Here is a 19,081-nt window from a genome sequence, read left to right as displayed (position 1 = left end):
CGATGGGACGCATCATCTGCTGCGGTCTCGGCCCCGGTGATCCCGACCTCATGAGCGTGCGCGCGGATCGTACCGTGCGTGCCGCGAAGCACGTCGCGTATTTCCGCAAGAAGGGCCGGCCGGGCCAGGCGCGCCGGATCGTCGAGGGCATGTTAGCTTCCGACGTCACCGAATACGCGATGGAATATCCGGTCACGACCGAGATCGCCTTCGACAGCCCTGAATATGTGCAACTCCTCGCTGGCTTCTACGACGAATGGGCCGAGCGCCTCGCTCGGCTTGCGCGTGCGGTCGATGTCGTCGTGCTCTGCGAGGGCGATCCCTACTTCTACGGCTCGTTCATGCATCTGCACACACGCCTGCAAGGCCGTGTCGAGATCGAGGTGATCGCGGGCATTCCCGGCATGGTCGGCTGCTGGAACGGCGTGGGACAGCCGATCGCGCTCGGCGACGACGTGACGACCGTGCTGATGGGCACGCTCGCCGAGCCCGAGCTCGAACGGCGCATGCGCGATTCCGATGCGCTCGTCATCATGAAGACCGGCCGCAATCTCGCAAAAGTGCGTAGCGCGCTTGCGGCCGCCGGCCGGCTGGATGATGCCTGGCTCGTCGAACGCGGCACCATGCCGGGCGAGCGCGTCGTGCGGCTCGCCGAGATCGATGCCACTGAGTGTCCGTATTTCGCGATCGTGCTCGTGCACGGCAAGGGCCGGCATCTGGACGCCGCCGAATGACGGGCACGCTGACCATCGCCGGTCTTGGCCCCGGCAGCGAGGCGATGGTGACGCCCGAGGTGTCCGCCGCGCTGGCATCCGCGACGGATATTCTGGGCTATGCACCTTATGTCTCGCGGGTGCCGCCGCGACCGGGGCTCAAGCTGCATCCATCGGACAATCGCGAGGAGCTCGCGCGAGCGAGCGAGGCGCTGCGGCTTGCGGCCGAAGGCGGCCAGGTCGTCGTTGTCTCCTCCGGCGACCCCGGCGTGTTCGCGATGGCCTCCGCCGTGTTCGAGGCATTGGAACAGGCGCCGCAATGGCAGGAGTTGCCGATCCGCGTGCTGCCAGGGATCACCGCGATGCTGGCGGCGGCCGCGCGGGCCGGCGCGCCGCTCGGCCATGACTTCTGCGCGATCAATCTCTCCGATAATCTCAAGCCCTGGGCTGTGATCGAGAAGCGGCTGCGGCTGGCTGCTGAGGCCGATTTTTCGATTGCGATGTACAATCCGCGTTCAGCGAGCCGCCCGGAAGGATTTGGCCGTGCGCTTGCGGTGCTGAAAGAGGTCGGCTGCGGCGAGCGCCTCGTGATTTTCGCGCGCGCGGTTAGCGCTACGGACGAGAAGGTCGAAACCGTCACGCTGAACGAAGCGACTCCCGAGATGGCCGACATGCGCACGCTGGTGATCGTTGGCAATTCGCAGACGCGCCGCGTCGGCCGTTGGGTCTATGCGCCGAGGCAAGTCCGATGACCGAGCCACTGCATGATCTCGGCCACGCTTTCAACCCGCTGACGCTCGGGCAGTTGCGGTCGCGCGATCATGATCACGGGCAGGCCGAGCATGCGGGCCGCATCGATCTTGGCGCGCGCGCCGTCGCCACCGGAATTGCGGGCAACGATCCAGGCGATGCCGCGCGTGCGCAGCATCTCCAGTTCGCCATCGAGCATGAACGGTCCGCGCGACACGATCATTTCGGCCGCGAAGGGCTGTGGCGCCTCGGGTGGATCGACGAAACGCAGCGTGTAGGCGTGCTGCGGCTTGGTCGCGAACGGCGCGATGTGCTGGCGGCCGATGGCGAGGAATATTTTTGCGGGCGACTCGGGAAGCGCGGCGACCGCGGCGTTGACATCGGCGACTTCGATCCAGTTGTCGCCGGCCGCTTTCGTCCAGGGCGCGCGTTCGAGTGCGATCAGCGGTGTGCCGGTTTGCGCACACGCTTCGACTGCATTGCGACTCACCTCGGCGGCGAAGGGATGCGTTGCGTCGATCACACGCGTGATGCCTTCGCTGCGGATGTAATTGGCAAGCCCGTTGGCGCCACCAAAGCCGCCGATTCGGGTCGGCAGCGGCTGATCGGCGGGCGCGCGGGTGCGGCCGCCATAGGAATAGACGGCACCCACGCGCGCGCGCGCGATCGCCGAGGCGAGCAGGCTCGCATCGGCAGTTCCGCCCAGAATAAGGGCGCGTATCATGGCTGATCCCTGGCTGACCATCATCGGCATCGGCGAAGATGGCCTTGCCGGGCTGTCCGAGGCAAGCCGAAAGGCGCTTGCGAAGGCGGAAACTGTCTTTGGTGGTGAACGGCATCTCGCGCTCGCCGGCGTGGGGAGCCGCGGCCGCCCTTGGTCGGTGCCGTTCGATACGGAGATCGTGCTGAGCTGCCGCGGCCGGCCGACGGCGGTGCTCGCCTCCGGCGATCCGTTTTGGCACGGCGCCGGCGCAAGTCTTGCCGAGAAGCTCGGGAGTGACGAGTGGATTACGCATTCGGCGCCGTCGACCTTCTCGCTCGCCGCAGCGCGCCTGGGCTGGCGCCTCGAGTCCGTGACGTGCCTTGGCCTTCATGCTGCGCCGTTCGAGCGCCTCGTGCCGCACTTGTCGCGAGAAGCACGGATCATTTGCCTGGTGCGCGACGCGAAGGCGGTCGGCGATCTCGCGAAATGGCTGACGGAACGCGGATGGGGCGCGTCGATCTTGTGGACTCTCGCCGCGCTCGGCGGCCCCCACGAATATATCGACCAGCATCGCGCTGATCTTTTTGCTGAGGATGTTCCCGGAAATCTGGTCGCAGTGGCGGTGCTGGCGATGGGGGCGCCGGGCATTCCGCGCAGCTCGGGACTATCAGACGATCTCTTCATCCATGATGGCCAGATCACCAAGCGACGGATGCGGGCGCTCGCGCTCTCGGCGCTGGCACCGCGCCCCGGCGAGCGCCTGTGGGACATTGGTGCCGGCTCGGGTTCGATCTCGGTCGAATGGTCGCTGTGCGGCGGGACGGCGGCCGCGATCGAGGCACGCGAGGACCGCGCAGCGAACATTCGCAGCAATGCGGCGGCGTTCGGTTTGGCGCATCGGATCACGGTCATCGCGGACAATGCGCCCGAAGCTCTCGTTGCGTTGGAAGCACCGGATGCCGTCTTCATCGGCGGCGGCCTCGATGGCACGATGTTCGACGCCATCTGGTCACGGCTCGCGCCGGGGACGCGACTCGTTGCACATTCAGTCACGCTGGAGACGGAAGCGCTGCTCGGCGAGTTGCATCAGCGCCATGGCGGCGAGTTGATGCGGGTGGAGATTGCGCATGCCTCCCCGCTCGGCCGCTACCGGTCCTGGGAGGCGGCGCGCCCCGTGGTGCAATGGAGCGCGGTGAGATGAAGGTCGCCGGACTCGGATTCAAGAAGGATGTCACGCTGGCTTCGCTGCGCGAGGCGCTGCTGGCGGCCGGCGGCACTGAAGGCCTTGCGGCGGTGGCGACCGTCAGCGACAAGGCCGATGCCGAGGCGCTAAAGCAGCTCGCGCAGGAATGCGGCGTACCGATCAAGGCTGTCCCGGCAGATATACTGGCCGGCATCAATACGCCGACGCAGTCAAAGCTCGTCACGGAAAAGTTCGGCACGGGATCTGTTGCTGAAGCTGCGGCGCTCGCGGCGGCTGGTCCTCGCGCGCGCCTGATTGCAACACGAGTGGTCTCGCAGGACCGCACCGCGACCGCGGCGATCGCGGAAGGAGACGGCGCATGACGGTGCACTTCATCGGCGCCGGGCCGGGTGCCCCTGATTTGCTAACGCTGCGTGGCCGCGACTTGATCGCGTCATGTCCAGTCTGTCTTTATGCCGGCTCGCTGGTGCCTGAGGGCGTGCTGGCGCATTGCCCGCCGGGAGCGCGGATCGTCAATACCGCGCCACTGTCGCTGGACGAGATCATCGCGGAGATCTCCGCCGCGCATGCGCAGGGCAAGGACGTCGCGCGGCTGCATTCCGGCGATCTCTCGGTCTGGTCGGCGATGGGCGAGCAGCTCCGCCGTCTGCGTGCGCTCGGCATTCCCTACACGGTCACGCCGGGCGTGCCGTCCTTCTCTGCTGCGGCCGCCGCGCTGGAGGCCGAGCTGACGCTGCCCGGCCTTGCCCAGACCGTCGTGCTGACGCGCACGCCGGGCCGCGCCAGCGCGATGCCCGAAGGCGAGACGCTCGCCGCCTTCGCCGCCACAGGCGCGGTGCTCGCGATCCATCTGTCGATCCATCTGCTCGACAAGGTCGTCGCCGAGCTCACGCCGCATTACGGCGCGGACTGCCCGGTCGCGATCGTCTGGCGCGCAAGCTGGCCCGACCAGCGCATCGTCCGCGCCACGCTTGCAACGCTCGATGCCGCTGTCGGTACCGAGATGGAGCGCACTGCAATCATTCTGATTGGCAGGACACTGGGCGCGGCGGATTTTGCCGAGAGCCGACTCTACGCCGCCGACTACGACCGCCGCTATCGCCCCGTCGGCGCCGAGCCGCGTTTTCCGGAGGCGTCCTGATGCCGGCAAGTCTTGTCATCTCCGCACCTGCCTCCGGTGTCGGCAAGACCACGCTGACGCTGGCGCTCGCACGCGCCTGGCGTAATCGCGGATTGAACGTGCAGTGCTTCAAGAGCGGTCCTGATTACATCGATCCCGCTTTTCATGCGGCCGCCACCGGACGCGCCTCCGTCAACGTCGATAGCTGGGCGATGGATCGCGGAGCGATCGCGCATCTCGTCAGCCGCGGCGCTGATGCAGACGTCGTGCTCGCCGAGGGCTCGATGGGCCTGTTCGACGGTGTGGCCGCGCGCGGCGTCTCCGGCACCGGGGCGACCGCTGACATCGCGGAGATGCTGGGCTGGCCGGTGGTGCTGGTGATCGACCCTTCCGGACAGGCGCAGACGGCAGCCGCGATCGCCGCCGGGCTTCGCGATTATCGCCCCGGTCTGCGCCTTGCCGGCGTGGTGCTCAACCGCGTCGCCAGCCCGCGCCATGAAGCTCTCGTGCGGCATGCGCTGAACGACGTTGGTATCGCCGTGTTCGGCGCGCTGCCGCGCCATGCCGAGATCAACCTGCCGAAGCGGCATCTTGGTCTCGTGCAGGCCGAGGAGCAGGCGGAGATCGGCAAGCTGATCGACGAGGCCGCGCGTTTCGTCGCCGAGCATGTCGATCTCGATGCGGTGCTGCGATCGGCTGCCGCTTGGTCGCTGCAACCAGCAGCGAACGGGATAAACGTGACGCCACCTGGGCAGCGCATCGCGCTTGCCCGCGATGCGGCGTTCTCGTTCGTCTATCCGCACATGCTGGAAGCCTGGCGCGCGGCTGGAGCGGAGATTTCGACATTCTCGCCGCTTGCCGATGAAACGCCCGATGCGAATGCCGACGTGTGCTGGCTGCCCGGCGGCTATCCCGAGCTTCATGCCGGCAAGATCGCCGCCAATGATCGCTTCCGCGGCGGCCTCTGTGCTTTCGCCGAGACACGGCCCGTGCATGGCGAATGCGGAGGCTATATGGTGCTGGGCGCAGGTTTGACCGACGCCGACGGCCTTCGCCATGAGATGACGGGACTGCTCGGCCTGGAGACGAGCTTTGCCAAGCGCCGCATGCATCTGGGCTATCGTCTCGCCGCGCTCGCAGCCCCAATGCCGGGGCATCAGGCGGGCGCGCGCCTGCGCGGCCACGAGTTTCATTATTCGACCATCCTCGCCCAGCCCGATATGCCGCTGGCGGTCGTGCATGACGCGACGGGCGCGGTCATTGCCGAGACCGGCTCGCGGCGGGGACACGCCACCGGCACGTTCTTCCATCTGATCGCGGAGGACCGGTGAGCGGTTTTGTTTCCTTCATCTCCGCCGGCCCCGGCGACCCCGACCTTCTCACGCTCAAGGGTGCCGCGCGGCTGCGCGAGGCCGATGTCGTGCTCTATGACGACCTAGCTTCGGGTGCGATCCTCGATCTCGCCCGGCCCGGGGCCAATTTGGTGGCGGTGGGGAAGCGGGCAGGGCGGCCGTCCACAAAACAGCATCACGTCAATCGCCTGCTGGTCGACTATGCCGCCACCGGCGTGCGCGTCGTTCGCCTGAAGTCCGGCGATGCCGGTATTTTCGGCCGGCTCGAAGAGGAGTTGGAGACGCTGCGCGAGGCCGGCATCGGCTACGAGATCATTCCCGGCGTCACAACGGCCTGCGTCGCTGCGGCCCGGGCCGGCATTCCCCTGACCCGGCGCCATACCTCGCGCCGGGTGCAGTTCATTACCGGGGCCGATGTCACTGGCGAGCTGCCGCAGAATCTGAACTGGGCGGCACTGGCCGATCCCGAAGCGACGACCGTGGTCTATATGGGCCGGCGCACCTTTCCGGCGCTTGCCGCGAAATTGATCGAGCATGGCCTCGCGCCCAGCACCCCGGCGCTGTTCGCGGAATCCCTCGGGCGCGACGACGAGCGCCTGCTCCGCACCACGATTGCCGAGTTGGCCGAGCAGCTTGCCCGGGGAGGCGCGGCTTCGACCGCCGCCGTGATCCTGTTCGGAGCGCTGGCGGGAGACTATCCGTCATAATTGCGTCGGCCGCCCTTCGCCCCTTGACGCCCGGCTGGCGAAAGGGGCACACAGAGGAGATGCATGGTGCTCGACGCGGCGCAAACCGCTGGAGCATAATCGGGAATGGGGGTGGGCGGACTTAGCGCTGCCCAAAACCCCAGCCGCCCCCGCGACTGTAAGCGGTGAGGGACTTCGATCAGCCACTGGGCCGTAAGGCTCGGGAAGGCCGGAGAACCCAGTGAACCGCGAGCCAGGAGACCGGCCCTGCATTTTTTGAGGCCAAGGCCGTCGGGTGTGACGGCAGGAAGGATCTGAGCCATGCATATCGAACCCGGACTGGTGTCGGACGCCAAGCTTGTATTGAGTTACGCAACCGGCGTCGCCGTCGGCGGCGTTGCGCTGAAGCTCGCGGTCGAGACCGTGCGCGAGCAGGGACTTATCTCGTTCGCCGCGCGGACGCTGGCCACTACAGGCCTCGTGTTCGTCTTCTTCGAGATTCTGCCGCACTTTCCGGTCGGCGTGTCGGAGGTACACTTCATCCTCGGCTCGACCTTGTTCCTGCTGTTTGGCGCGGCGCCTGCCGCCTTCGGTCTCGCGTTCGGACTGCTGTTCCAGGGCATCTTCTTCGAGCCGCCCGACCTGCCGCAATATGGCATGAACGTCACGACGCTGCTGGTGCCGCTGTTCGCAATCCAGGCGATCGCCACACGGATCATTCCGCGCGCCAACGCCTATGTCGATTTGCAGTACCGCCAGGCGCTGGCGTTGTCGACCACGTATCAGGCTGGCGTCATCGCCTGGGTCGCGTTCTGGGCGATCTATGGTGCGGGCTTTGGCGCGACGAACCTCGTCAACATCGCGACGTTCGCGGCCTCCTATGCTCTGGTCATCGTGATCGAGCCGCTGGCCGATCTTGCCGTGCTGGCACTGGCGAAGTCGCTGCGCGGTGTCACGGCGCCCGGCTTCGTCACGCCGCGCCTGCACAACGCGGCTTAAGAGACCTGGGGGCGGCCGCGATGGCCGCCTCCACAAGCGATGCTCACGCTCTCCCTGATAGGCATCGGTTGCGGCGATCCCGCCCAGCTCACGCGCGCCGCGATTGCGGCGATCAACGCGGCCGATCTCGTCTTGATCCCGCGCAAGGGGACAGCGAAATCCGATCTCGCCGATCTCAGGCGGACGATCTGCGCGGATGTGCTCGCCAGCGACAAGACGCGCATCGCCGAGTTCGATCTTCCGGTGCGCGATGCCGGTGACGCGGACTACCGCAAGGGCGTCGACGATTGGCACGATGCGGTCGCTGCGACGTGGTCGCAGACGATTGCCAACCATCTCGACGACAACGGCAAGGTCGCGCTGCTGATCTGGGGCGATCCCTCGCTCTACGATTCCTCGCTGCGCATCGCGCGACGGCTCGATCCCTTGCCTGAGATCGAGGTCGTGCCCGGCATCACCTCGATCCAGGCGCTCTGCGCGGCGCATGCGCTGCCGCTCAACGACATTGGCGAGCCTTTTCTCGTGACGACGGGCCGTCGCTTGCGCGAAGGCGGCTGGCCGCAGGGCGTCGACACAATTGTCGTGATGCTCGACGGCGGCACCGCATTCCAGTCGCTCGATCCGGAAGGTCTTCATATCTGGTGGGGCGCCTATCTCGGCATGCGCGATCAGGTCATCATGTCCGGCGCGCTCGCCGAGGTCGGCCCACGCATCGTCGCGCTGCGGCAAGAGGCGCGCGAGCGGCACGGCTGGATCATGGACAGCTACATTCTCAAGCGCAGGCCGTAAGCGAGGCAGCATGCTCCCCGATTGGGTCTCCCAAAAATGCCCCGATGTCTCCGTGATCCATCGCGACGCGGCGATTGTGCGCCAGGCGCAACTCACAAAACCGACCGGCGCGCTTGGCCGGCTGGAGCAGCTCGCGATCGAGCTTGCGGGCCTGCAAGCGACCGAGCAGCCGCGCGCCGCGCGGGTGCCGATCATCATCTTCGCCGGCGATCACGGTATCGTCGCGCAGGGCGTCTCGGCCTATCCGCAAGCCGTGACCATCGCGATGATGGCGAATTTCGCCTCCGGCGGCGCGGCGATCTCGGTGCTCGCACGCGAGCTTGGTTCCAGCCTGGAGGTGGTCGACGCCGGCACACTCGCGCAGGAGCAGCTGCCGGGCATCGTCACCGACAAGCCGTGCAACGGTACCCGCGATTTCAGCGTCGAGCCGGCGCTCGCGCCGTCCGAACTGGCGTTCGCCTTTGAAGCTGGCCAGCGCGCGGTTGCGCGCGCCGCGACCAGCCAACCCGATCTTCTGATCTGCGGCGAGATGGGCATCGGCAACACCACGGCTTCGGCAGCGATTGCAGCAAGCCTGCTCGGCATCAGTGCCGAGGAGATTGCGGGCAGCGGCACCGGTGTCGATACGGCCGGCCGCGCGCACAAGGCGCGTGTGATCGATGCCGCGATTGCACATCATGGTGTTGCTGGTGCTGCGCCCGAAAAGATTCTCAGCGCGGTCGGCGGTCTCGAGATCGCGGCGATCTGCGGCGCGATCATCGCGGCTGCACAGCGCCGCATTCCGGTGCTGATCGACGGCTTCATTGTCTCGGTCGCGGCTTTGGCGGCGACGCGGCTCAACCCGTCGTGCCAGTCGTTCCTGCTGCCGTCGCACCAATCGGCCGAGCAAGGGCATCGGCTGGTGCTGCGCGCGCTGAACGTGCAGCCGCTGATCAGCCTCGATCTCAGGCTCGGCGAAGGATCGGGTGCGGCGATCGCGCTGCCGCTGGTGCGGTTGGCATGCAGCCTCCACAACGGGATGGCGACGTTTGCGCAGGCCAACGTGCCTGACAGACCTAGCTGATCCTCTGATTGACGAAGACGACGCGCCAGCCGGTCGCGAGCCGGTCGATCCGGGTCAGCGACAACGGATCGATCACGAAGCGCAAGGCTGCTTGTGGCGTGAGATCCAGTGCAACACAGAGCGCGGCGCGGATCGTGCCGGAATGCACGACGAGCGTTGCGGAGCCCGCATCGATGCGCGAGAGCCCCAGCCGGACGCGCGCGACCTGGTCCTCGAAGCTCTCGCCGCCCGGCGGCTTTCCGCGCGCCGGATCGCTCCAGAACCGCGCATAGGCCTCGCCACCGGTCGCGGAGAGCTCGTCATGCTTCCGTCCGGTCCAGTCGCCAAAATTCTGCTCGCTGAATTCGCTGACCAGGGCCGGTTCGAGCCCCAGCGCCCGCGCGGTCTCGACCGTGCGCCGTGACGGACTAGCATAGCTGGCGACATCCCGCGGCAGGCGCTGCCGCAGCGCCTCGAACGCCGCGCGGTCGCCGAGATCGGCCGGCGCGTCGGCGGCATGGATCGTCCCTTTGACGCCATCGACGGGCGCATGCCGTATCAGCCAGAGGAAGGTCTCGCCTTCCATGCAGATCTCCCAAGGAAGTTGGTCGCTGTGGCAATAGCGCCGCAGCTTGCACATTGACTCTGTCTTGCTCGTAATCCTAGATGGCTTCGACGGTTTCCCCGCGAGGGGATGAAAAGGGAATGCGGTGCGGGGACATTGTCTCCAATGCCGTGGCTGCCCCCGCAACTGTAAGCGGCGAATCTTGTGTCACGAGCCACTGGGTATCTCGGTCCCGGGAAGGCGATGCAAGGTAATGACCCGCGAGCCAGGAGACCTGCCGTCAGCCGTGGTCACACGCGAAGATGTCGGTCGGGGAGTACAGACATTTGGCTTCATTGGAAGGCTGCAAAGCCAGAAGATGAGACCTTGGTTCGCTGTGACGTGCCACTGACGTCATACCGAGGTCCAAGACCGTGTTGTCCATCCGTATTCTACGCTCGCGCAGATTCCTGCTTGCCTCCGCCGCACTCACATCCTTTGCCGTTCTTGATTGGCCCGCCGCACTGGCGCAGCAGGCTCGCGAGCCGCTGCGGCCCGTCGAGGTATCGCCCGCCCAACCCCGCAAGCAGGCGAGGCCCGCAGGCCGGGACGTGCAGAGCGCACGCCGCGCAGCAGCGCGCAGGCACGCGACCACAACGGCAGCGCCCAAGCCTGTCGTGCCGACGGCAACGGTGCAAACACCGCTCAACAGCAACGCGGTCGCCGAGAGCGCCTCGCGTCTCGGCCTGACCGTGCGTGAGACGCCCGCAACCGTCGAGGTGATCTCGGCCGAGACCATGCGCGAGCAGGGCTATCGCACCGTGTCCGACGTTGCGCAGGGCGCGGTCGGTGTCACCGCCGGCGACAATCCGGCCGAGCCCTCCGCCTTCTCCATGCGCGGCTTCACCAACAGCCAGATCAACACGCTCTACAACGGCATCAAGATCGGCCCGCAGAACATGACCTCACGGGTGATGGACACGGCCAATCTGGAGGCCGTGGAAATCCTGAAAGGCCCGGCCTCGCTGATGTCGGGCGAGGGGGCCGCCGGCGGCGCGATCAACTTCGTCACCAAGCAGCCGCACACCGGAGCGATCCGCAACGAAGCGGATTTCTCGTATGACTCCCTCAACTCGTTCCGCACCCATTACGGATCGGGCGGCAGCACCAATGTGCAGGGCCTTGACTACCGCTTCGATATCGGCCGCTCCTCGCTCAACGGGTTTGCCGACGACACCAACACCAAGACGCTGGATGTGTCGGGCCAGCTCAATTATCGCATCTCCGACAGCCTGAAGGTCTGGGGCGCGGTCGAGTACCGTGAGGATCACTCAAAAGCCTATTGGGGGGCGCCACTGGTGCCGGTTGCCTATATCGGCTCGCATGCCACGACGGGGATCGTCTCCGGCAGTTATTTCAACAGGACTGATCTTGGGGCCGTCACGATCGACGACCGAACCTTCAACACCAATTACAATGTCCTCGACAACAAGAACGTGGCGCAGGAGGTCTGGCTGCGCGGCGGCTTCGAGCTGAAGCTCGCCCCTGACCTAACCTTGAAAAGTCAGGCCTATGCTTACGGCGCTGAGCGCACCTGGTTCAACAACGAGATCGAGGCATTCGATTCCACTAGGAACGAGGTGTATCGCGAGCGCTTCTATGTCGCGCATAGTCAGCGCCTGGTCGGCAACATCACCGACCTGATCTGGGACGCGAATGTCGCCGGCTTCGACAATCGCCTGGTCACGACGCTGTCGTCGAGCTATCTCGATTTCGTCAGGCCGGGCGAGGCGATCTTCCCGAACGACTATGTCCCGCTCGTCGATCCCGTGCGCGGCTATTACGGCGATCTCACGACCAAGCAGCAGACCGCACGGATCGACAACGAGGCGCTGTCGTTCGAGGACCGGCTGAAGCTCACGCGCAACTTCGCGCTGATCGGCGGCCTGCGCGTCGAGCATATCGGGCTTGACCGCAATTCGACCGACGTCGCCGGCCTTGTGAACGCCGGCTTCCCGTTCTCGAAATCATGGGTCCCGATGACGGGTCGTATCGGCTACACCTGGGAGGCCGTGCCAGGCCTGACCTTCTTCAGCCAGTACGCAACCGGCGCGGACATCTCCGCCAACAACATTTTTCTGCTCGCGCCGACCCAGCCGCTCGACCTGACCACCGCGCGCACCTATGAGACCGGCGTCAAGCACCTGTTCTGGGACAACCGGGCGGAATGGTCGTTCTCGGCCTACGACATCCTGCGCAAGAACGTCTATGCGGCTGCCGGCGGCATGGCGCTCAACATCGCCGGGCGGCAGGAGTCGAAGGGCGTCGAACTCGCCACCTCAGTGCGTCCGATCGAGCCGCTGCGCCTGTGGGGCAACATCGCCTATGTCGATGCGCGCTACGCCGACTTCAATTTCGTCGGCGGCTCGTTCTCCGGCAACACGCCGCCGAACGTGCCGCGGGTCGTCGCCAATGCCGGCGCGTCGTACCGCTTCTTCACGCCCTGGCCGGTGGAGTTCGGCATCACCGGCCGCCATGTCGGCGACCGCTACAACACCGACGCCAACGTCGTGACGCTGAAGGCGTACACCGTCGCCGACGTCTATGCCTTCGTCGATATCCCCAAGACGGTGTTCAACGCGGTCGACCAGGCCCGCCTGACTTTTCGCGTGCGCAACATCGCCGACAAGCGTTACGCGATCTGGGGCGATCCGTTCTATCCCGATCAGATCCTGCTCGGGGCGCCCCGAACCTATGAGATCTCGGCGGCGTTCAGATGGTAGGGCGCTGATCACATGATGAACGCGATCGTCCTGCTGCATCGCTGGCTCGGGATCGCGTTCTGCCTGCTGTTCGCGATGTGGTTCGCGACGGGGATCGTGATGCACTTCGTTCCGTTTCCGTCATTGACGGAAGCGGAGCGATTTGCCGGGCTTGTCGCTGTGGATCGTGCACAGGCGACCATGGCGGTTGCCGATGCGGTGGCGGCGAGCGGCCTGACTGAGGCGACGCGCGTGCGCTTGATCCGGCGGAGCGATGGACTGGTCTATATCGTGTCGGGACCGTCGCGGCTTGGTGCGGTCCGCGCTTCCGACGGGCAGGGCGCGTCGGTGTCGTCGCCCGAGGTTGCACTTGCCATCGCGCAGGCTCATGCGAGCCAGCGCGGGCTCGATGCTGGCCGTGCGTCGATCGTCGCGCGTTCGGACGACGATCAGTGGAGCGTGCCGAACGGCTTCGATCGCCACCGGCCGCTGTTCCGTGTCGCGCTTGGCGATGCCGCCGGCACCGAGGTTTACGTCTCGTCGACGTCCGGCGAGATCGTGCTGGACACGACGCGGAGCGAACGCGGCTGGAATCTTGCGGGCAGTGTCCTGCACTGGATCTACCCGACGATCCTCAGGCGCAATTGGGCGCTGTGGGACGGCGTGGTCTGGACGCTATCGCTGCTGGCCTTGATCGCGGCGGTGCTGGGTGCGGTGCTCGGTATTGTCAGGCTGAGGCTCCGCGATCGGAAAATCACATCGCCTTACCGTGGCTGGCACGCCCTGCATCATGTCATTGGTCTGGTCGCGACGACTTTCGTCCTGACCTGGATATTCAGCGGCTGGCTCTCGATGGACCACGGCCGGCTGTTCTCGCGCGGCCAGTTGACCCCGGCTGAGGCCGGCGTGATGAATTCCTCGCCGGACTGGAAGACAGCCGCATCGCTAGATCGGACGCCGATATCGTCCTCAGCGCACGAGGTCGAATGGCTTGGCTTTAACGGCACGATCTATCGGCGAGAACGAATTGGTTTCGACAAGCAGGTTTTGGTTCGGCCGGACGAGCGAGAGGCGGACGTGTTCAATGCGGATGAGGCCGCGCGTTTGGTGAGCCGCTTCGCGACCGGCTGCGGCGCGCCGTCCGTTATTACAGTCGACGACGATTATCCCGCGCAATCCATCGTCCCGGGTGCGCCTGTCTTCCGGTCCCGTTGCGGCGATCTCTGGTTCGATATCGACAGTGCGGATGGCAGCGTGGTGCAGAGGCTCGATGCCTCGCGGCGGGCCTATCGCTGGGCCTATAGCGCGCTCCACACGCTCGATTTTCCGATCCTCGTGTCGCATCCGCGTTTGCGCGATGTCGTGATCGTGGGCCTCTGCGCGCTCGGGCTGGCGTTCTCGATCACCGGGATCGTCATCGGTTGGCGGCGGTTGCGTCTGTCTTTCGCCGGCTAAACGCTCAATCAAACAAGAAATGCGAAAACAACCCCATGCACAGTAGCCGGTGATAATGGAATCAACGACTTACGCAGGTATCGATTTGAGTTGACCCGTCGGGCAAAACAGGGGTATGCTGCTATTATTCCGAAATCGTTATCTCGATCTGCCGAGCGGCGCGCAGCAGCGTGCGGTCCTCACCGCGCCGGGTGATGATCTGAAGGCCGAAGGGAAGCCCGCGTCCGTCGGTCCCGCACGGAATCGAGATCGCTGGCAGACGGGCATGATTGACGAAGGGCGTGAACACGGCGTGCGCGCGTGGGCTGGCTGCACGGCCGCCGATCATGTCGGGGCCGAGCTGGGTGAACGGCCAGGCGACGCAGGGGACTGTCGGCGTCAGCAGAAGATCGACCTCGCTGAAGAAGGCCGCGAAGGCATTGGCGATCGCGGCGCTTGCGACCAGTGCGCCCGCAACGTCCGTGCCCGACCAGGACAGCCCCCGCTCGATCTGCTTGGCGATGTCGGGGTCGAAGACATCAGGGTCCTTGCGGAAGGCGTCGCCATAGAGGGCCGCGAGGCCGGCATGCTGAAGCGGCATGATGGCCTCTTCCGTCGCGCCCGCCGGCCAGAGAGGATCGCGGTGGGTGATATGCAGGCCCGCGGCGGAGAGGTGCCGAATGGTGGAAACGAGTCCATCGGCGACGACATCATCGACGGCGACATCAAGTCCAAGGCGCGGCGAGAACGCGATGCGCAGGTCCGCGATGTCGTCCGCCTCTCGCGCAATGGCGGCTGAATCCGGGTCTCGCGGATCGGCGCCGGCCATAACGTCGAATGCCAGCGCGATATCGGCGACGTCATTGGCGATCGGCGCGATCACGGAGAGGCCGAAGAACGGCTCGGCAAAGCCGGGCCCGTAGGGGATCGCGCCGTAGGACGGCTTGAAGCCGGCGATGCCGACATGGGCCGGTGGCCTGCGGCTGGAGCCGCCGGCATCGGTACCTATCGCGAGCGGCACGAGACCGGCTGCAACCGCAGCAGCAGGGCCGCCCGATGAGCCACCCGGTGTCAGCGCGGGATCGAGCGGATGACGCGTCGGGCCGTACAGCCGCGACGTCGTGACACCCTTGCTGGCGAACTCGGAGGTCGCGCCGATGCCGACGATGACGGCGCCGGCGTTGCGCAGGCGCTCGATCGCAACCGCATCGCGCGGCGCGATGAAATCTGCGAACAGGCGCGAGCCTTGCGTGATGCGCCAGCCGGCGACCCAGATGTTGTCCTTGACGATGATGGGGACGCCGGCAAGCGGCATGGTCTCGCCAGAACGCACGCGCTCGTCCACCACGGCGGCATCGGCCAGCGTGCGCGCGGGATCGATCGTGACCACCGCGTTCAACGCACTGGCAGCCTCGATGCGCGCGAGGGCGGTCTTGGCGGTCTCGACCGCGCTTGTCCGCCCGGCCGTGACGTCCGCTGCAATCTCGCGCGCGCTATTGACGGGCTTTGTCATGGCCTCCCCAAATCAGCGCCAATGTGCCGCACAACGCAAGGCACGCCAAGGCGAAGAAGGCTGCGCCAAGGCTCGCCGTTTTGTCCAGGATGGAAACCAGCGCCGGCGCGGCCAGCAGGCCCATATAGGACGCCGTCAGCACCGCGCCCGTGGTCTCGCCAATCCGGTCCTGCGGGGCGAGGCGCGCGATTTCAGCGATGAAGACGCCGTTCCACCCAGAGGCCGTCAGGCCGAACAGGGCGGCAATTGCGAACTGCGCGGGGCGACTGAGCGATGCGCCATCGAGGCCAAGCAGCGCGGCGCAGAAGGCCATGCCGACGCCAATGACGATGAGCACTGCGCGTGACGCATCGAGCCGCATGGCGACAAGGCCCCAGCCGAGACGGCCGACCAGGCCGCCGACTTGCGCGCAGGCGAGCGCCATGCCGGCCTCGATGTGGCTGAGGCCAAGCTCGCTTGTGCCGAGCGTGACGAAGACGGTGTTGAGCGACACTTGCATCGCACTGAACGGCATCGAGGCCAGCGCCAGCATCGCGATCCGACGGTCCGCGGTCATCAGCGCCAGCCGTGCGCGAAGATCAAGCTTTGGCGGCGCGACGATTTTGACGGCATAGGCGGGGCGCAGCCATTCGAACAGCAAAATCCCCAGCAGCGCGCAGGCGCCAACGGCGGCATAGCACCAGGCGGGCCCGAGCGAGATCGCGATTGCGGGCAGGACCAGCGAGCCGCAGACGGCGCCGATCTGGTTGCCGGTCTGGCGCACCGAGAACACGAAGGCGCGCCGCTCGGCGGTCACGAGCCGCGCCAGCAGCGCTGCGCTCGCGGGCGTCTCCGGTCCCATGGCAAGTCCGAGGCAGAGCCCCGCGGCAAGGAGAGCGGCGCTCGATCCGAGCGAGGCCAGCGCCATGCTGACGACGATGGCCGCCGCGCACAGGCTTGCGATCCTGAGCGAACCGAGCCGCGCGATGAAGCTGCCGCCCCAGAACGAGGCGGGGATGCCGACGGCGAACACCGCGCAGGAGAATAGCGAGAGTTGCCAGACCTCGATATGGGCGCGCGGCGCGACCACGCCGGGCGCGAACAAGGCGAGCGCCACCAGCGCCTGCAGCGAGGTCATCGCCCCCAGGGCCGGCAGCAGCGCGGGCGCTGGCCGAACGGCGGTGTTTGCGTCTACCATGGCGCAGTGCTCAAGGGAGGAACGGCAGGGTGGCAGGCGGCATTTCCATTCACGCGGTCGATGTGGCGAGCGGACGGCCCGCGCAGGGGCTGCGCGTCGAGATCTGGCGGATCGATCCGGAGCAGCAGCGCATCGCCGACGGGCGGCTCGGCGCCAACGGCGTGCTCGATCATGCCGTCGTGCAAGGCGCGGGCGTGACGGCTGGCGTGTACGAGGTGCTGTTTCATCTCGGCGAGTTCTTTGGCGAGCGCGACGGTTTTCTCACGGTGACGCCGTTCCGCTTTCGTATCAAGGATGTCAACGAGCATTTTCATCTGCCGATGAAATTCACCCGCTGGGGCTATTCGCTGTTTCGCGGCGCGTGAAGCGTAATGGCTTCAAGTCGAATCGAGTTCGGCGGCTAGCGGTGCTCTCTCCGTTCCCTCCCCCCTTGCGGGGGAGGGACAGGGAGGGGGGTGCCACACGGGGACTCTTTCGGTTGCGCACCTACACGCGATGCATCAACCGGCACCTTTTGCTGAGCCACCCCTCTCCCTAACCCTCCCCCGCAAGGGGGGAGGGAACGCACCATCATTGCGGAGCCAGGCGAGGCTCATCGCATCAGTCTTTAGTTCGTCAGCCGTCGCGACAGGCCGGTGACGCGCTCCATCACCGCGACCAGCGCGACGGTGGCGATGATCAGCACGCCCGACAGCGCGGCAATGGTGACGTCAAGCTTGCCTTCGAGGTCCTGCCACATCCGGATCGGCAGCATGTCGGTGGCGGCATCGCGCAGGAACAGTGAGACCGGCACATTGTCGAACGACGACATGAAGGCGATGAAGGCGCCCGCGATGATGCCCGGCCGGATCAGCGGCAGCACGATGCGGCGGAACGTGTAGAGACGGCTGGCGCCAAGCACGGCCGAGCTTTCGAGCAGGGTCGGCTCCAACTGGGCCAGCGCAGCAACGGTGTTGCGCACGACATAGGGCACGCAGACCACGGTGTGGCCGATCACCAGCGTCAGCAGCGACACCTGCATGCCGACCAGCGAGAACAGCATCAGGGCGGCGAGGCCGAAGGCCAGCGCCGGCAGCACGAGCGGCGACATGAAGAGCGAATCGAGCAGTCGCGCCGACAATGTGGGCGATCGCGAGATCGCGAGCGCAGCGGCGACGCCGAGCACGACCGACAGGCCCGTCGCCCACAGCGCGACGATGAGGCTGTTCTTGGCCGCGAAGTGCAGCTGCCAGGCATCCCAGAGCTCGGCGTACCAGCGCAGCGAATAGCCGGGCGGCGGGAATCGCAGCGAAAAACCGCTGGTGAAGGAGACGATCAGCACCACGAGCGAGGGCGCGATGATGATGATCAGCGCGATCAGTGCGACGACAGTCATCACAAGCTCGAAGCTGAACGCTTCCAGTGTGCGCTTGCGTCCAGCCATCACGCGCCTCCATAGCCGCGCGACAGGCGGCCGAGCGTGGTGAAGACGGAGACGACTACGAGCACGGCGAGCAGGAAGATGATCGAGATCGCCGACGCGAACGGCCAGTTCTGCAAGGTCGAGGCCTGCTGATAGAGATACATCGGCATGAACAGCATCTGTCCGCCGCCGATCAGTGACTGGGTGATGAAGGCGGTGATGGCCGCGGCATAGGTCAGCGTGCATCCGGCGATGACGCCCGGCAGCGACAGCGGCAGCACGATCCTGACGAAGGTGCGCCAGCTTCCGGCGCCGAGCGAGCAGGAGGCATCGTCGAGATTGGGGTCGATCCGGCCGAGCGCAGTGATCAGCGGCAGCGTCATCAGCGGCATTTGCACTTGCGCGAGCGCAATCACCACGCCGAACTGGGTGTAGAGCAGCTTTAGCGGCGTATCAATGATGCCCAGCGATTGCAGCGTCGCGTTGATGATGCCCTGGCGACCCAGGATGACGATCCAGGCGAAGGTGCGGACGACCACGCTGGTGAGAAGCGGCAACAGCACGATCAGGATGATGATGGTCTGCAGCCGTGGCCCGACCCGCTGATAGAGCCACGCAATGGGAAAGCCGAGCACGAGGCAGACGGCCGTCACCTCGGCGCCCAGCAGCAGCGTCGAGCCGAGCACGCTGAGGCTGAAGGGGTCGGTGAGGAAGTGCAGGTACTGGCCGAGCCCCCAATGCAGCGCGGCCGTGTCGTTGTGCAGGGAGAGCCAGAGCAATTGCAGCAGCGGCGCCACGAAGAAGAACAGAAAGAACAGCGCCAGCGGCGCTGCCAATCCCATTCCGTAGGACGTCACGTCCCGTGATGCCGGTGCTGTGCCCATCGCCAAG

At 66.2% G+C, this 19,081-nt stretch carries 19 protein-coding genes and 2 riboswitches; of the genes, 13 read left to right on the top strand and 6 right to left on the bottom strand.

Going from position 1 to position 19,081, the window contains the following annotated elements; all coding sequences use genetic code 11:
* The first annotated feature begins 2 nt into the window (after positions 1-2).
* Together IVB29_RS01000 and cobJ are read left to right on the top strand one after the other, a co-directional pair.
* Positions 3-734 carry a precorrin-2 C(20)-methyltransferase gene (locus IVB29_RS01000; protein ID WP_247501520.1) on the top strand — a complete coding sequence of 244 codons (732 nt, stop codon included), beginning with the start codon at positions 3-5 and terminating at the stop codon, positions 732-734.
* Positions 731-1,465 carry a precorrin-3B C(17)-methyltransferase gene (cobJ, locus tag IVB29_RS00995; protein WP_247501519.1) on the top strand — a complete coding sequence of 245 codons (735 nt, stop codon included), beginning with the start codon at positions 731-733 and terminating at the stop codon, positions 1,463-1,465. Before IVB29_RS01000 ends, cobJ begins: the two co-directional genes overlap by 4 nt.
* Here cobJ and IVB29_RS00990 read toward each other — a convergent pair.
* Positions 1,441-2,187, bottom strand: coding sequence for a cobalt-precorrin-6A reductase (locus tag IVB29_RS00990; RefSeq protein WP_247501518.1), 747 nt, complete (start codon positions 2,185-2,187; stop codon positions 1,441-1,443). The genes cobJ and IVB29_RS00990 overlap by 25 nt on opposite strands.
* Between IVB29_RS00990 and cbiE the strand changes: the two genes are divergently transcribed.
* The 8 genes from cbiE (at position 2,186) to cobT (ending at position 9,379) form a co-directional block, all read left to right on the top strand.
* The gene (gene cbiE, locus IVB29_RS00985) at positions 2,186-3,367 is read left to right on the top strand and encodes a precorrin-6y C5,15-methyltransferase (decarboxylating) subunit CbiE (RefSeq protein WP_247501517.1); all 1,182 of its coding nucleotides are present in this window, start codon (positions 2,186-2,188) and stop codon (positions 3,365-3,367) included. The two genes, IVB29_RS00990 and cbiE, sit on opposite strands and share 2 nt — an antisense overlap.
* Positions 3,364-3,732 (top strand): cobalamin biosynthesis protein, encoded by a 369-nt coding sequence (locus IVB29_RS00980; RefSeq protein ID WP_247501516.1) that lies wholly within the window; start codon positions 3,364-3,366, stop codon positions 3,730-3,732. Before cbiE ends, IVB29_RS00980 begins: the two co-directional genes overlap by 4 nt.
* A complete protein-coding gene (gene cobM / locus IVB29_RS00975) occupies positions 3,729-4,511 on the top strand; it encodes a precorrin-4 C(11)-methyltransferase (RefSeq protein WP_247501515.1) in 783 nt (260 codons plus the stop codon). The genes IVB29_RS00980 and cobM overlap by 4 nt, the downstream gene beginning before the upstream one ends.
* A complete protein-coding gene (locus IVB29_RS00970; RefSeq protein ID WP_247501514.1) occupies positions 4,511-5,821 on the top strand; it encodes a cobyrinate a,c-diamide synthase in 1,311 nt (436 codons plus the stop codon). Before cobM ends, IVB29_RS00970 begins: the two co-directional genes overlap by 1 nt.
* Entirely contained in the window at positions 5,818-6,549 is a 732-nt protein-coding gene (gene cobA / locus IVB29_RS00965) for a uroporphyrinogen-III C-methyltransferase (protein ID WP_247501513.1), read from the top strand. Before IVB29_RS00970 ends, cobA begins: the two co-directional genes overlap by 4 nt.
* Positions 6,550-6,596: 47 nt before the next feature.
* Positions 6,597-6,813: riboswitch (cobalamin riboswitch) on the top strand.
* Between the two features lie 36 nt (positions 6,814-6,849).
* On the top strand, positions 6,850-7,527 hold the full coding sequence (locus IVB29_RS00960) for an energy-coupling factor ABC transporter permease (RefSeq protein WP_247501512.1): 678 nt from the start codon (positions 6,850-6,852) through the stop codon (positions 7,525-7,527).
* Positions 7,528-7,566: 39 nt separating this feature from the next.
* A complete protein-coding gene (cobF, locus tag IVB29_RS00955) occupies positions 7,567-8,316 on the top strand; it encodes a precorrin-6A synthase (deacetylating) (RefSeq protein ID WP_247501511.1) in 750 nt (249 codons plus the stop codon).
* A gap of 10 nt (positions 8,317-8,326) precedes the next feature.
* Positions 8,327-9,379 (top strand): nicotinate-nucleotide--dimethylbenzimidazole phosphoribosyltransferase, encoded by a 1,053-nt coding sequence (cobT, locus tag IVB29_RS00950; protein WP_247501510.1) that lies wholly within the window; start codon positions 8,327-8,329, stop codon positions 9,377-9,379.
* Here cobT and IVB29_RS00945 read toward each other — a convergent pair.
* Entirely contained in the window at positions 9,372-9,944 is a 573-nt protein-coding gene (locus IVB29_RS00945) for a histidine phosphatase family protein (RefSeq protein ID WP_247501509.1), read from the bottom strand. The genes cobT and IVB29_RS00945 overlap by 8 nt on opposite strands.
* A 73-nt stretch (positions 9,945-10,017) precedes the next feature.
* Positions 10,018-10,220: riboswitch (cobalamin riboswitch) on the top strand.
* 116 nt (positions 10,221-10,336) lie between these two features.
* Here IVB29_RS00945 and IVB29_RS00940 point away from each other — a divergent pair.
* Both IVB29_RS00940 and IVB29_RS00935 read left to right on the top strand, forming a co-directional pair.
* Positions 10,337-12,685, top strand: a complete 2,349-nt coding sequence (locus IVB29_RS00940; RefSeq protein ID WP_247501508.1) for a TonB-dependent receptor — start codon at positions 10,337-10,339, stop codon at positions 12,683-12,685.
* 12 nt (positions 12,686-12,697) lie between these two features.
* Entirely contained in the window at positions 12,698-14,119 is a 1,422-nt protein-coding gene (locus IVB29_RS00935; protein ID WP_247501507.1) for a PepSY domain-containing protein, read from the top strand.
* Between the two features lie 124 nt (positions 14,120-14,243).
* On the opposite strand, the gene IVB29_RS00930 is transcribed toward IVB29_RS00935, so the two are convergent.
* Together IVB29_RS00930 and IVB29_RS00925 are read right to left on the bottom strand one after the other, a co-directional pair.
* A complete protein-coding gene (locus IVB29_RS00930) occupies positions 14,244-15,611 on the bottom strand; it encodes an amidase (RefSeq protein WP_247501506.1) in 1,368 nt (455 codons plus the stop codon).
* A complete protein-coding gene (locus tag IVB29_RS00925; RefSeq protein WP_247501505.1) occupies positions 15,592-16,788 on the bottom strand; it encodes an MFS transporter in 1,197 nt (398 codons plus the stop codon). The genes IVB29_RS00930 and IVB29_RS00925 overlap by 20 nt, the downstream gene beginning before the upstream one ends.
* Positions 16,789-16,817: 29 nt before the next feature.
* Between IVB29_RS00925 and IVB29_RS00920 the strand changes: the two genes are divergently transcribed.
* Complete coding sequence (locus IVB29_RS00920; RefSeq protein WP_247501504.1) at positions 16,818-17,153, top strand: hydroxyisourate hydrolase; 336 nt, start codon at positions 16,818-16,820, stop codon at positions 17,151-17,153.
* Between the two features lie 242 nt (positions 17,154-17,395).
* On the opposite strand, the gene IVB29_RS00915 is transcribed toward IVB29_RS00920, so the two are convergent.
* The gene (locus IVB29_RS00915) at positions 17,396-18,211 is read right to left on the bottom strand and encodes an ABC transporter permease (RefSeq protein ID WP_247501503.1); all 816 of its coding nucleotides are present in this window, start codon (positions 18,209-18,211) and stop codon (positions 17,396-17,398) included.
* Complete coding sequence (locus tag IVB29_RS00910; protein ID WP_247501502.1) at positions 18,211-19,074, bottom strand: ABC transporter permease; 864 nt, start codon at positions 19,072-19,074, stop codon at positions 18,211-18,213. The genes IVB29_RS00915 and IVB29_RS00910 overlap by 1 nt, the downstream gene beginning before the upstream one ends.
* Positions 19,075-19,081 lie beyond the last annotated feature (7 nt).

Origin of the sequence: Bradyrhizobium sp. 1 (assembly GCF_023073315.1) — a bacterium.
Taxonomy (GTDB): Bacteria; Pseudomonadota; Alphaproteobacteria; order Rhizobiales; family Xanthobacteraceae; genus Bradyrhizobium.
Note: the sequence above shows the minus strand (reverse complement) of the source record. Positions and strands in the feature narration are given on the sequence as shown.